The organism is Streptomyces sp. NPDC005566 (genome assembly GCF_040605575.1).
Lineage (GTDB): Bacteria > Actinomycetota > Actinomycetes > Streptomycetales > Streptomycetaceae > Streptomyces.
In genome coordinates this window covers 27,613-40,902 of the sequence record NZ_JBEXDB010000019.1, presented here as the reverse complement: position 1 = coordinate 40,902, position 13,290 = coordinate 27,613, and the positions used below count along the sequence as shown (strand labels likewise).

General features: G+C 67.2%; 12 protein-coding genes and 1 tRNA gene. 3 read left to right on the top strand and 10 right to left on the bottom strand.

The annotated features are described in order from the left end of the window. Positions 1–49: 49 nt before the first annotated feature. The 9 genes from rpoB to ABZS61_RS27375 form a co-directional block, all read right to left on the bottom strand. Entirely contained in the window at positions 50–3,535 is a 3,486-nt protein-coding gene (rpoB, locus tag ABZS61_RS27415) for a DNA-directed RNA polymerase subunit beta (RefSeq protein ID WP_356426685.1), read from the bottom strand. 601 nt (positions 3,536–4,136) lie between these two features. Beyond that, positions 4,137–4,520, bottom strand: a complete 384-nt coding sequence (gene rplL, locus ABZS61_RS27410) for a 50S ribosomal protein L7/L12 (RefSeq protein WP_356426682.1) — start codon at positions 4,518–4,520, stop codon at positions 4,137–4,139. 86 nt (positions 4,521–4,606) lie between these two features. Further along, a complete protein-coding gene (gene rplJ / locus ABZS61_RS27405) occupies positions 4,607–5,170 on the bottom strand; it encodes a 50S ribosomal protein L10 (RefSeq protein ID WP_356426679.1) in 564 nt (187 codons plus the stop codon). A 281-nt stretch (positions 5,171–5,451) separates the two neighbouring features. After that, the gene (locus tag ABZS61_RS27400) at positions 5,452–6,372 is read right to left on the bottom strand and encodes a hypothetical protein (protein WP_356426676.1); all 921 of its coding nucleotides are present in this window, start codon (positions 6,370–6,372) and stop codon (positions 5,452–5,454) included. Positions 6,373–6,515: 143 nt separating this feature from the next. Continuing rightward, positions 6,516–7,238, bottom strand: coding sequence for a 50S ribosomal protein L1 (rplA, locus tag ABZS61_RS27395; RefSeq protein WP_356426673.1), 723 nt, complete (start codon positions 7,236–7,238; stop codon positions 6,516–6,518). 82 nt (positions 7,239–7,320) lie between these two features. Next, entirely contained in the window at positions 7,321–7,755 is a 435-nt protein-coding gene (gene rplK, locus ABZS61_RS27390; RefSeq protein ID WP_329208309.1) for a 50S ribosomal protein L11, read from the bottom strand. Between the two features lie 175 nt (positions 7,756–7,930). Continuing rightward, positions 7,931–8,851, bottom strand: coding sequence for a transcription termination/antitermination protein NusG (nusG, locus tag ABZS61_RS27385; RefSeq protein ID WP_356426669.1), 921 nt, complete (start codon positions 8,849–8,851; stop codon positions 7,931–7,933). Between the two features lie 73 nt (positions 8,852–8,924). Further along, positions 8,925–9,212, bottom strand: a complete 288-nt coding sequence (gene secE / locus ABZS61_RS27380) for a preprotein translocase subunit SecE (protein WP_329208312.1) — start codon at positions 9,210–9,212, stop codon at positions 8,925–8,927. Between the two features lie 106 nt (positions 9,213–9,318). Further along, positions 9,319–9,391 (bottom strand) — tRNA-Trp (locus tag ABZS61_RS27375). Between the two features lie 213 nt (positions 9,392–9,604). On the opposite strand from ABZS61_RS27375, the gene ABZS61_RS27370 reads away from it, so the two are divergent. Together ABZS61_RS27370 and ABZS61_RS27365 are read left to right on the top strand one after the other, a co-directional pair. Next, positions 9,605–10,831: a pyridoxal phosphate-dependent aminotransferase gene (locus ABZS61_RS27370; protein ID WP_356426665.1), complete on the top strand. Its 1,227-nt coding sequence runs from the start codon at positions 9,605–9,607 to the stop codon at positions 10,829–10,831. 124 nt (positions 10,832–10,955) lie between these two features. Next, the gene (locus tag ABZS61_RS27365) at positions 10,956–11,969 is read left to right on the top strand and encodes an adenosine deaminase (RefSeq protein WP_356426662.1); all 1,014 of its coding nucleotides are present in this window, start codon (positions 10,956–10,958) and stop codon (positions 11,967–11,969) included. Here the strand turns inward: ABZS61_RS27365 and ABZS61_RS27360 are convergent. Continuing rightward, positions 11,962–12,552: a helix-turn-helix domain-containing protein gene (locus tag ABZS61_RS27360; RefSeq protein ID WP_356426659.1), complete on the bottom strand. Its 591-nt coding sequence runs from the start codon at positions 12,550–12,552 to the stop codon at positions 11,962–11,964. The two genes, ABZS61_RS27365 and ABZS61_RS27360, sit on opposite strands and share 8 nt — an antisense overlap. Before the next feature lie 89 nt (positions 12,553–12,641). Here ABZS61_RS27360 and ABZS61_RS27355 point away from each other — a divergent pair, with 89 nt between their 5' ends. Then, positions 12,642–13,277 carry an NAD(P)H-binding protein gene (locus ABZS61_RS27355; RefSeq protein ID WP_356426656.1) on the top strand — a complete coding sequence of 212 codons (636 nt, stop codon included), beginning with the start codon at positions 12,642–12,644 and terminating at the stop codon, positions 13,275–13,277. The last annotated feature ends 13 nt before the right edge of the window (positions 13,278–13,290 follow it).

The following is a 13,290-nucleotide window of genomic DNA, read 5'->3' as shown; positions in this document are numbered from 1 at the left end:
GGGTCCGGGGAGAGCCGGCCGGATCACTGGGATCCGGCCGGCCAACCCGTCAGACCTCTTCGACGCTGCTCGGCTCGCGCCGGGACAGGTCGATACCGAGCTCCTCCGCCGCGCGGAAGACGTCCTCGTCCGTGTCACGCATCTCGATGGACATACCGTCCGAGGACAGCACCTCCACGTTGAGGCAGAGCGACTGCATTTCCTTGATGAGCACCTTGAAGGACTCGGGAATGCCGGGCTCGGGGATGTTCTCGCCCTTGACGATCGCCTCGTAGACCTTCACGCGGCCGGTCACGTCGTCGGACTTGATCGTCAGCAGTTCCTGGAGGGCGTATGCGGCGCCGTAAGCCTCAAGGGCCCACACCTCCATCTCACCGAATCGCTGCCCACCGAACTGTGCCTTACCACCCAGCGGCTGCTGCGTGATCATGGAGTACGGTCCGGTCGAACGGGCGTGGAGCTTGTCGTCGACCAGGTGGTGCAGCTTGAGGATGTACATGTAGCCGACCGAGACCGGCTCGGGGAACGGCTCACCGGAGCGGCCGTCGAACAGGTTGGCCTTGCCCGAGGGCTGAACCAGCCGGTTGCCGTCGCGGTTCGGGATCGTGGCCTCGAAGAGGCCGGTGATCTCGTCCTCGCGGGCGCCGTCGAAGACCGGGGTCGCGACGTTGGTGCCGGGGGCGACCTGGTCGGCGCCGATGGACTGCAGGCGCTTGGCCCACTCGTCACCGAGGCCGGAGACGTCCCAGCCGCGGCTGGCGAGCCAGCCGAGGTGGATCTCCAGTACCTGTCCCGGGTTCATTCGGGACGGGACACCCAGCGGGTTGAGGATGATGTCGACCGGGGTGCCGTCCTCCAGGAACGGCATGTCCTCGATCGGCAGGATCTTCGAGATGACGCCCTTGTTGCCGTGACGGCCGGCGAGCTTGTCACCATCAGTGATCTTGCGCTTCTGCGCGACGTAGACGCGGACCAGCTGGTTCACGCCCGGCGGCAGCTCGTCGCCCTCTTCGCGGTCGAAGACGCGGACGCCGATGATCTTGCCGATCTCGCCGTGCGGGACCTTCAGCGAGGTGTCGCGCACCTCGCGCGCCTTCTCACCGAAGATCGCGCGGAGCAGACGCTCCTCCGGCGTCAGCTCGGTCTCGCCCTTGGGCGTGACCTTGCCGACGAGGATGTCACCGGCCGTGACCTCGGCACCGATACGGATGATGCCGCGCTCGTCGAGGTCCGCGAGGACCTCTTCGGAGACGTTCGGGATGTCCCGGGTGATCTCCTCCGGGCCGAGCTTGGTGTCACGGGCGTCGACCTCGTGCTCCTCGATGTGGATCGAGGAGAGGACGTCGTCCTGCACCAGACGCTGCGACAGGATGATCGCGTCTTCGTAGTTGTGACCCTCCCACGGCATGAACGCCACGAGGAGGTTCTTGCCGAGCGCCATCTCGCCCATCTCGGTGGCGGGACCGTCGGCCAGGACCTGGCCTTCGACCACGCGGGCGCCCTCTTCGACGACAACCTTCTGGTTGACCGAGGTGCCCTGGTTCGAGCGGGAGAACTTGGCGATGCGGTACGTGGTGTACGTGCCGTCGTCGTTGGTGACGGTGACGTAGTCCGCGGAAACCTCCTGGACCACACCGTCCTTCTCCGCCTTGATGACGTCACCGGCGTCGACCGCGCAGCGGTACTCCATGCCGGTGCCGACGAGCGGAGCCTCGGACGTGATCAGCGGCACGGCCTGACGCATCATGTTCGCGCCCATGAGGGCACGGTTGGCGTCGTCGTGCTCGAGGAACGGGATCATGGCGGTCGCGACCGACACCATCTGGCGCGGCGAGACATCCATGTAGTCGACGTCGTCGCCGGGGATGTAGTCGACCTCTCCGCCACGACGGCGGACCAGGACGCGCGGCTCGGTGAACCGCATGTCCTCGGACAGCGTCGCGTTCGCCTGGGCGATCACGAAGCGGTCTTCCTCGTCGGCGGTCAGGTAGTCGACGTCGTCGGTGACGACACCCTCGACGACCTTGCGGTACGGCGTCTCGACGAAACCGAACGCGTTGACGCGTCCGTACGAGGCGAGCGAACCGATCAGACCGATGTTCGGGCCTTCAGGGGTCTCGATCGGGCACATGCGTCCGTAGTGGGACGGGTGCACGTCTCGGACCTCGAAGCCGGCCCGCTCACGGGACAGACCACCCGGGCCAAGAGCCGACAGGCGGCGCTTGTGGGTGAGACCCGACAGCGGGTTGTTCTGGTCCATGAACTGCGACAGCTGGCTGGTGCCGAAGAACTCCTTGATGGAGGCGACGACCGGCCGGATGTTGATAAGGGTCTGCGGCGTGATCGCTTCGACGTCCTGGGTCGTCATGCGCTCACGCACGACGCGCTCCATACGAGCCAGACCCGTACGGACCTGGTTCTGGATGAGCTCGCCGACGTTGCGCAGACGACGGTTGCCGAAGTGGTCGATGTCGTCGGTCTCGACGACGATCTGGGTACCGCTCTCGCCGACCGTCTCGGTCTCCCCGGCGTGCAGCTTCACCAGGTACTTGATGGTCGCGATGATGTCGTCGCTGGTGAGGACACCGGCGTCGAGCGGCTCGTCGGCGCCGAGCTTCTTGTTCACCTTGTAGCGGCCGACCTTCGCGAGGTCGTAGCGCTTCGGGTTGAAGTAGAGGTTCTCGAGCAGCGTCTGAGCGGCCTCACGCGTGGGCGGCTCGCCCGGGCGCAGCTTGCGGTAGATGTCGAGCAGCGCGTCGTCCTGGCCCTGGGTGTGGTCCTTCTCCAGGGTGGCGCGCATCGACTCGTACTCGCCGAACTCCTCGAGGATCTGCTCGGTGGTCCAGCCGAGAGCCTTCAGAAGGACGGTGACGGACTGCTTGCGCTTGCGGTCGATGCGGACACCGACCATGTCGCGCTTGTCGATCTCCATCTCCAGCCAGGCACCCCGGGAAGGGATGATCTTGGCGGAGAAGATGTCCTTGTCGGACGTCTTGTCGATGGAGGAGTCGAAGTAGACACCCGGCGAGCGGACCAGCTGCGACACGACGACACGCTCGGTGCCGTTGATGACGAAGGTGCCCTTGTTGGTCATGAGCGGGAAGTCGCCCATGAAGACCGTCTGGGACTTGATCTCGCCGGTCTCGTTGTTGGTGAACTCGGCCGTGACGAAGAGCGGCGCGGCGAACGTGAAGTCGCGCTCCTTGCACTCGTCGATGGAGTTCTTCGGGGGCTCGAAGCGGTGGTCGCGGAACGTGAGCGACATCGACCCGGAGAAGTCCTCGATCGGCGAAATCTCCTCGAAGATCTCCTCCAGGCCGGACTTGGTGGGGACGTCTTGTCCGCTGTCCAGAGCAGCCTCGACGCGAGCCTTCCAGGCGGCGTTGCCGAGGAGCCAGTCAAAGCTCTCGGTCTGCAGCGCGAGGAGGTTCGGAACCTCGAGGGGCTCCCTGATCTTTGCAAAAGAGATGCGCAGCGGGGCGGTGCTGGCACCGTTGTTCGTATTCGAGGTCGAGGCGTTGCGCGAGGCGGCCAAGAGGGGGTCCTTCCGAGGGCTCGGACTCACTACGCGCGTACCGGCCCCAAGCCGCACACAGAGACAGAAATCCCAAGATCAGGGAAGAGTCGGTCATCGGTGCTAGGCGTGGGCATGCCCCTGGTGACGGGCAGGAGGCAGCTAACAGGCAGCGCAAAGGGTCAGTGTAGCCAAGCGGCACACTGATGTCCAGTCGGGGTTCTCAGAGACCCACGTTGCTCTCAACAGCTGTTCTCAACACCTATGAATAGCCCTCGCGCGGTGTGCGCTCTTCTTTACTGCCCTCTTCGTTCTCGATCCATGCCTCGGATGAGGATCGAGATGACGACGCGTCCTGAGAATTGCGCGCCGCGTGCGGTTCGTCAAGGCCCCCGAGCACCGGACGGACATTCTGCGATCTTCACCTGGGGCCCCAGGACGCCCGTTGACGCCCCCTGGGAGACGCACGGCGAAGATCACCCTACTCGCCGCCGACGGAAGATCAAGGCAGCGTCAGGGGGTACGCCAAAGGGCGACCACCCGATTGGGTGATCGCCCTTTGCGATGTGACATCCCTGCCTCGCGGCAGAGACGGTCCTGAGGAGTCAGATGACTCGCAGGGTCACTTGACCTCGACGGAGGCGCCGGCGCCCTTGAGGGACTCGGCAGCCTTCTCGGCGGCCTCCTTGGCGACCTTCTCGAGGACGGGCTTCGGGGCGCCGTCCACGAGGTCCTTGGCCTCCTTGAGGCCCAGGGAGGTCAGCTCACGCACGACCTTGATGACCTGGATCTTCTTCTCGCCGGCACCGGTGAGGATGACGTCGAACTCGTCCTGCTCCTCGACGGCCTCGGCAGCGCCGCCACCCTGGGCGGGGCCGGCAACGGCGACGGCCGCGGCGGCGGTGACGTCGAACTTCTCCTCGAACGCCTTAACGAACTCGGAGAGCTCGATGAGGGTGAGCTCCTCGAACTGAGCGAGCAGGTCTTCCTGGCTGAGCTTCGCCATGATGGCGTCCTTCCACTAATTCGGCAGGTGCCGGATGTATATGTAGGCGGGCGTACGGGCCCGCTTCGAGCCGTGGACGCGGAGTGTTACTCCGCCACCTCGGCGTCGGCGGGAGCCGGCGTACCGGCACCGCCCTGCTCGGCCCTCTTGGCGCGAAGCGCTTCCGCGGTGCGGACGAACTTCGACGGCAGTGCCTGGAAGAGCTGCGCAGCCTGAGTCTGCTTGCCCTTCATGGCGCCGGCCAGCTTGGCGAGCAGAACCTCGCGGGACTCGAGGTCCGCGAGCTTCTTGATCTCATCGGCGGACAGCGCCTTACCGTCAAGGACACCGCCCTTGATGATGAGGTTGGGGTTGTCCTTGGCGAAGTCACGAAGACCCTTCGCCGACTCCACCGGGTCACCGGTGATGAAGGCAACCGCCGTCGGACCTGCGAACAGGTCGTCCAGCGTGTCGATCCCGGCCTCGTTGGCCGCAATCTTGGTCAGCGTGTTCTTCACCACGGCGTACTGGGCGTTCTCACCGAGAGAACGACGCAGCTCCTTGAGCTGCGCCACGGTGAGACCCCGGTACTCGGTCAGCACAGCGGCGTTCGAGCTGCGGAACTGGTCCGTCAGCTCGGCTACCGCGGCAGCCTTGTCGGGCCTTGCCATGAGCGTCGGCCTCCTTCCGGGTGATGAGGACCGCTCAGAAGGGGCCGGGAAAGACGAAACGCCCCGGCGCAGGCGCCAGGGCGTAGCTCGACCGAATGAATCCGGGAGCTTTCCACAGTCACCTGCGCAGGTCGTCCGTTCTCGACGGATCCTTCGGTCACCGTCCCTCTTGCGAGAGCGCGGCAACGACCAGCGGTCTTTGGCTTCCTGAGGAGCGTACGCGACCGGATCGCGATCAGGCAAATCGGGTCAACGAGGTGAACCCCACGGGCACGGGCGGGTCAGGTGGTCGCGCCCTGTCCGAGCTCCTCCAGCATCTCCATCAGGTCGAAAGTCGCGCTCGCAGGCGGTGCGGTGACGGCGACGTCGGTGCCGTAGTCCGCATACTCGGCCACGATCGTGATCTCCCCCTGAGGGGTGTCCATACCGACGTCCATGCGCATCGGGTAGCCGTCCTCGTTGACCCAGACCTCGGTGTCGTAACCCTTGATCCCGGACTTCTCCACATTGGCCAGCAGAGATTTCCGGTCTTCGTCCGTGAGGACGTCGAGCGACTCGTTCGCGGCCAGCATCTCCTTGACCGAGAGCGAGCCCTTGTAGTGCTGCGTCTCGACGGCGCCGATCTTCTCGGCACCGACGTGCTTGAGGTTCGGGGACTCCAGGAGAAGGGCCAGCTGCTGGGCAGGGTCCTGGTTCATGCCCTCCATGCCGCGGGTCAACTGCTTCTGCGCGGCAGCATCACCGGACGCCTCCGCGATGGCGGCGAAGTCCATCTTCATCCAGCGCTTGCCGTCCATCCCGGCAGCGGCCTCTGAACCCATGTCCATGTACATGACGTCGTCCAGCATGACCATACGTATCTGCTCGGGTGCGTCCGGAGAGATCTGGAACGCCTCACCCTTCATGGTCATGTCCATCACCGCGGGGCCCCACCCCATCGTGCCGGACATCTCCATGGAGCCGCCGTCGGTGGCGACGGGCATCTCCATCGTCATGTGGACCTTGGCCGACTTGGCGGCCGCGGTCTTCTTGTACGCGGCCGTCAGCATCTGGGTCACCGCCGCCCCCGACCGGACCTCGGTCTCCGCCTTCGGCGCGTCCGCCGCCGGCTTCTTCTCCTCGCCCTGACACCCGGCGACACCTGCGATCACAGCCGCGACCGTCACCGCGACGCCCGCGCGCCTCCATGCCGACATACCCATGCCCCACCCCTTGCGTGTTGACGAATCCTTGGACCGTAACTCACACCACCGACAGTCGGCGCATGAAAAAAACCGTCCCTCGCCGCTCCGGAGAGCGGTGAGGGACGGTTTTCAGTCACGCGGTCCGCGACCAGCCGTCAGCTTCAGACGGCGGCCGGGTCCTCCTCGACGAGGAGGTTGCGCACGCGGTTGGAGTCCAGCGGGATGCCGGGGCCCATCGTCGTGCTCAGGGTCGCCTTCTTGATGAAGCGGCCCTTGGCGGCGGACGGCTTCAGGCGGAGGATCTCCTCGAGAGCCGCACCGTAGTTCTCGACCAGCTTCGTGTCATCGAAAGAGGTCTTTCCGATGATGAAGTGCAGGTTCGAGTGCTTGTCGACGCGGAACTCGATCTTGCCGCCCTTGATGTCGTTGACAGCCTTGACGACATCGGGGGTGACGGTGCCGGTCTTCGGGTTCGGCATCAGACCACGCGGACCGAGCACGCGGCCCAGGCGGCCGACCTTGCCCATGAGGTCCGGGGTCGCGACGACTGCGTCGAAGTCCAGACGGCCCTTCGCTACCTCGTCGATGAGCTCGTCGGCGCCGACGATGTCGGCGCCCGCGGCTTCCGCGGCCGCAGCACGGTCACCGGTCGCGAAGACCAGGACCCGGGCGGTCTTGCCGGTGCCGTGCGGGAGGTTCACGGTGCCACGGACCATCTGGTCGGCCTTGCGCGGGTCTACACCCAGGGCAAAGGCGACCTCGACGGTGCTGTCGAACTTCGTGGAGGCGGTGTCCTTGGCGATACGGACGGCCTCGAGCGGGGCGTACTGGCGCTCCCGGTCGATCTTCGCGTCCGCAGCGCGGAGGTTCTTGCTGCGCTTCACTTCTACTCCTGTGGTTATCAGAGTGTGGAGTCGTGGTGCGGACCAGCGCTTGGTCCTACCACTGAGGGCTTACGGGGCTGAATCAGCCTTCGACCGTGATGCCCATGGAACGGGCGGTGCCAGCGATGATCTTCGACGCGGCGTCGAGGTCGTTGGCGTTCAGGTCGGGGAGCTTCGTCGTGGCGATCTCGCGGACCTGGGCAGCCGTCAGCTTGGCAACCTTGGTCTTGTGCGGCTCGCCGGAGCCCTTCTCCACGCCCGCAGCCTTGAGGATCAGCTTGGCGGCCGGCGGAGTCTTCGTGATGAAGGTGAAGGAGCGGTCGTCGTAGACCGTGATCTCCACCGGCACGACCATGCCACGCTGCGACTCGGTCGCGGCGTTGTAGGCCTTGCAGAACTCCATGATGTTGACGCCGTGCTGGCCCAGTGCGGGGCCGACCGGCGGGGCCGGGTTGGCCGCACCGGCGTTGATCTGGAGCTTGATAAGCCCCGTGACCTTCTTCTTCTTGGGAGGCATTGCTCTCTCCGGGTCCTAGTGAGAGTGTTTCGCCGCCATTCCGGTCATCCGGATGGAGGCATACCGCACAACGATAACGGGTATAGCTGCGCGACCAAAAACCGAGCAGGTCAGACCGGCTGCGAAGCCGGTCTGACCTGCTCGGTAGGCATGTGTCCGGAAGCTGCGGAAACCGCTAGTTCTTCTGGATCTGGTCGAAGCTGAGCTCGACCGGGGTTTCGCGACCGAAGATCTCGACGAGGCCCTTGACCTTCTTCGAGTCGGCGTTGATCTCGTTGATCGTCGCCTGCAGCGTCGCGAACGGGCCGTCGGTGACGGTGACCGAGTCGCCGACCTCGAAGTCCAGCACCTGGACCTCGACCTTGCGGGCCGGAACCGGCTTGCCCTCGGCCTCTGCGGCCTCGCGGGCGGCCTTCTCCTCGGCCTCCGGGGCGAGCATCTTGACGATCTCGTCCAGGGTCAGCGGGTACGGGTCGTAGGCGTTGCCGACGAATCCGGTCACGCCGGGCGTGTTGCGGACGACGCCCCAGGACTCGTTCGTCAGGTCCATGCGCACCAGGACGTATCCCGGGAGCTTGTTCTGACGGACGTTCTTGCGCTCACCGTTCTTGATCTGGACGATCTCTTCCTCGGGCACTTCGGCCGAGTAGATGAAGTCCTCGACGTTGAGCGAGACGGCGCGCTGCTCCAGGTTGGCCTTCACGCGCTTCTCGTAGCCGGCGTACGTGTGGATGACGTACCACTCGCCGGGGAGAGCGCGCAGCTCTTCGCGCAGGGCGGCGACGGGGTCGACGGGGGCGGCCGGCTCGGCCTCTTCCTCCGCGTCCTCGTCGGACTCGGCGGCGTCCTCGTCAGCGGCGGCGTCCGTGTCGTCAGCGGCCTCGTCGGACTCGGCGGCCTCCTCGGCCTCCGCGTCCTCGTCGGACTCGACGTGCACGGCGTCCTGCTCGGCGGGCTCGCCCGCGGCGTCGTCAGCAGCTTCGACCTGGTCCGGGGCCACGGCGTCCGCCGCCTCGACGATGTCGAGCTCGTCCTCGGCGGACTCGACGGCGCTCGCCGTGGGCTCGGCGTCGTCGTTCAGGTTCGGGTCAGACACGATGGCTGCTTCTTCCTGGATACAAATGGGTGGAACATGCGAAAGGGGCGCCTGTGAGGCGCCCTCCGCGGGATCAGCCGAAGACGTACTTGATGACCCGCGCGAAACCGAAGTCAATCACGGTAACGAGGCCGATCATGACGACCACGAACACGATCACCACGGCCGTGTAGGTCGTCAGCTGGCTGCGAGTGGGCCAGACGACCTTGCGCAGCTCGGCAACGATCTGGCGGTAGAACAGCGCGAGCCGGCCCAGAGGGCCCTTCTTGCCGCGCTTGCCGCCCTTCCGGGTCTTCTTCTTCGACTCGGGGGCCTCATCATCGGCATCAGGCATGTCGATGGAGCCCACGGCGTCCGTCACGCTACTCACCTGATTCCGGGTCGTGGCCGTGCCGCGCCCGGTGGAGCCGCACGGCGATGCATTGAAGTACGTACATGCGCACACATCCTGGCGAAGGAGTGTGTAGCAGGGCCGGAGGGACTTGAACCCCCAACCGCTGGTTTTGGAGACCAGTGCTCTACCAATTGAGCTACGACCCTTTGTGGTTTCCACCAACCTACCGCATCCTCCCCGGTGGGCCGGGTGCAAAAACGGTGCGGCTGATGAAGGCCAACGACAGGTGAGTGTACGTGCTCAGGGGCGTCGCGTCGAACAGACAACTACCGACCGGTCCTGTCCGGATGCTGTCCGACTCCTGTCCGGTCCCTGAAACCCCTGTGCCGACGGCATTTCCGGTCTGCGAGCATGGGGGCATGAGCGCTGCAACTTCTCCGTCCGAGCGCCGGGTTTCGGCCCGCATCGGTGCGATCTCCGAGTCCGCCACCCTCGCCGTCGACGCCAAGGCCAAGGCCCTCAAGGCCGCTGGGCGTCCGGTGATCGGCTTCGGCGCCGGTGAGCCCGACTTCCCGACCCCCGGCTACATCGTCGACGCCGCGATCGAGGCCTGCTCCAACCCGAAGTACCACCGCTACACCCCGGCGGGCGGGCTCCCCGAGCTCAAGGCCGCCATCGCAGAGAAGACGCTGCGCGACTCCGGCTACGAGGTCGAGCCGTCCCAGGTCCTGGTGACCAACGGTGGCAAGCAGGCCATCTACGAGGCCTTCGCCGCGATCCTGGACCCGGGCGACGAGGTCATCGTGCCCGCCCCGTACTGGACGACCTACCCCGAGTCCATCCGTCTGGCGGGAGGCGTCCCCGTCGAGGTCGTGGCCGACGAGACCACCGGCTACCGGGTCTCCGTGGAGCAGCTCGAAGCGGCCCGCACCGAGCGCACGAAGGTCGTCCTGTTCGTCTCGCCGTCCAACCCGACGGGCGCCGTATACGACAGGGCCGACACCGAGGCGATCGGCCGCTGGGCCGTCGAGCACGGCCTGTGGGTGCTGACCGACGAGATCTACGAGCACCTGGTCTACGGCGACGCGGAGTTCACCTCGCTCCCCGCGCTCGTGCCCGAACTGCGCGACAAGTGCATCGTGGTCAACGGAGTCGCCAAGACCTACGCGATGACCGGCTGGCGGGTGGGCTGGATCGTCGGCCCGAAGGACGTCGTCAAGGCCGCGACCAACCTTCAGTCGCACGCCACGTCCAACGTCAGCAACGTCGCCCAGGTCGCCGCGCTGGCCGCGGTCTCCGGCCCGCTGGACGCGGTCGCCGAGATGCGGACCGCCTTCGACCGGCGCCGCCGGACGATCGTGCGCATGCTCAACGAGATCGACGGTGTGCTCTGCCCCGAGCCCGAGGGCGCGTTCTACGCGTACCCGTCGGTGAAGGGGCTGATCGGCAAGGAGATCCGGGGCAGGCGTCCGGCCGACTCGGCCGAGCTCGCCGCCCTCATCCTGGACGAGGCCGAGGTCGCCGTCGTACCGGGTGAGGCCTTCGGTACCCCGGGCTACCTGCGCCTGTCGTACGCGCTGGGCGACGACGACCTCGTCGAGGGCGTCTCGCGGCTCCAGAAGCTGCTGGGCGAGGCCCGCGACTGACCCGTGCACCCCTGAACGAAGACGTGGCCCCCGGTTCCGACCGGGGGCCACTTCTTTGTTCGAGCGGTAACTCAGGAGGGAATCCGGCTACCGCGACACCCCCCATGTGCGGCAAGATCCTTCAATGGAGCGTGACGTAAGGCTGTTGCCCAAGGCCCATCTGCACCTGCACTTCACCGGGTCGATGCGGCCGACGACCCTGCTCGAACTCGCGGACAAGTACGGGGTGCACCTCCCCGAGGCGCTCACCAGCGGCGAACCGCCCCGGCTGCGGGCGACCGACGAGCGCGGCTGGTTCCGCTTCCAGCGCCTGTACGACATCGCCCGGTCCTGCCTGCGCTCCCCCGAGGACATCCAGCGCCTCGTGCGCGAGGCAGCCATGGAGGACGTGGCGGACGGCTGCGGGTGGCTGGAGATCCAGGTCGACCCCACCTCGTACGCCCCACTGCTCGGCGGGCTCATCCCGGCCATCGAGATCATCCTGGACGCCGTGGACAGGGCGGCCCGCGATACCGGGCTCGGGATCCGGGTCGTGATCGCGGCGAACCGGATGAAGCACCCGCTGGACGCCCGGACGCTGGCCCGCCTCGCCGTGCGGTACGCGGACCGGGGCGTCGTCGGCTTCGGGCTCTCCAACGACGAGCGCCGCGGCATGGCTCGCGACTTCGACCGCGCGTTCGCCATCGCCCGTGAGGGCGGCCTCCTCGCTGCCCCGCACGGCGGCGAGCTCTCCGGGCCCTCCAGCGTCCGGGACTGCCTGGACGACCTCGACGCGTCCCGGATCGGGCACGGCGTGCGGGCGGCCGAGGATCCCCGGCTGCTGCGCAAGCTCGCGGAGCGCGGGGTGACCTGCGAGGTCTGCCCGGCCTCCAACGTGGCGCTGGGTGTCTACGAGAAGCCCGCGGACGTTCCCCTGCGCACTCTGTTCGACGCGGGGGTCCCGATGGCGCTCGGCGCGGACGACCCGCTGCTGTTCGGTTCGCGGCTGGCTGCCCAGTACGACCTCGTACGGCGCCACCACGCCTTCACCGACGAGGAGCTGGCCGAGCTGGCGCGGCAGTCCGTACGCGGGTCGGCGGCACCGGTCGACGTCCGGGAGAAGCTGCTGGCCGGAGTCGACGCGTGGCTCGTCAGCTGATTCCGGCGAGCAGGGTGCGGGCGATCGAGGCGGCGAACTCGTCCAGTGGCTGCGGGGGCCTGCCCTCGGGTGCCATCTCGTAGGCGAAGGCGCGCTGGGCGCAGGCGCCCAGCAGCAGGGACGCGGCGGCGTACGTGTCGGCGTCCGTCCGGATGCGGCCGGCCCGCTGTTCGGCGCGCAGGTAGGCGTCGAGTCCCTGGATCGGCTTGTGCGGTCCGGTGCCCATCTCGCGCATCGCCGCCCGGTGGCGGCGCTGGAGCTGCGGCTCCGCGTAGAGCGACGCGGCCATCGGGAAGGTCTGCTGGTAGAAGAGCGCGGCCCGGCGGGCGATCTCGGTGAGGTTCTGCTCGATGTCACCCTCCCCCGGCGCCAGATGACTCAGGAGCGCCCCGAGCCCGGGCAGCCGTTCGCTGAGCACGGTCACGAAGAGCTCTTCCTTGCTGGCGAAGTACTTGTACAGCGCCGCTTCGGAGCAGTCGGCCGCCTTCGCGATCTCCTTCGTCGTCGTCCGCGCGAGACCCAGGTCGAGCATGAGCTCATGGGCCGCGTCGACGATTCGGACGCGGGCCGGTTTCTGCTCCATGCGTGCTCCCGACAGCCTTGACGAGTGGGTGAGTGTCCACTCACTCTAGAGGTGAGTGAACACTCACCCACTCGGAGAGGGCGTGCACGATGAGGCTCACAGTGTTCGGTGCGACAGGAGCCGTCGGCCAGGAGATCGTGCAGCAGGCGCTCGGAGCGGGGCACGAGGTGACGGCGGTGGTCCGCGATCCCGCCCGGCTCCCGGAGGGGACCGCCCGGCCCGGTCTGCACGCGGTGGTGCGGCTCGGCGACGAGGAGGCCGTGCGCGCGGCGGTGGCGGGGCGGGACGCGGTGCTGTCCGGGCTCGGGTCGCGGGGGCGGAAGTCGGGCGACGTCGCGGAGCGGCTCACCGGGCAGGTCCTGCGCGCGATGGAGGCCACGGAGGTGCGCCGGCTCCTGGTGGTGAGCGCGGCCCCGGTCGGGCCGGAGGCGACGGACGAACCCCTGGCGGACCGTCTGATGCGCAAGGCGATCGGCGCGGTCCTCAAGGAGCTGTACGCGGATCTGACGCGGATGGAGGCCGCGCTGGCCCGCAGCGCCACGGACTGGACGTCCGTGCGGCCTCCGAAGCTGACGAACGGCGTCCGGACGGGTGTGTACCGGACGGTCGTCGGCGGCACTCCGCGCAGCGGCCGGTCCATCTCACGGGCCGATGTGGCGCATGCGATGCTCACCCTGATCAACGACCCGACGGCCGTGAAGCAGGGTGTGGGCGTCGCCTACTGAGGGCCCGGTCACG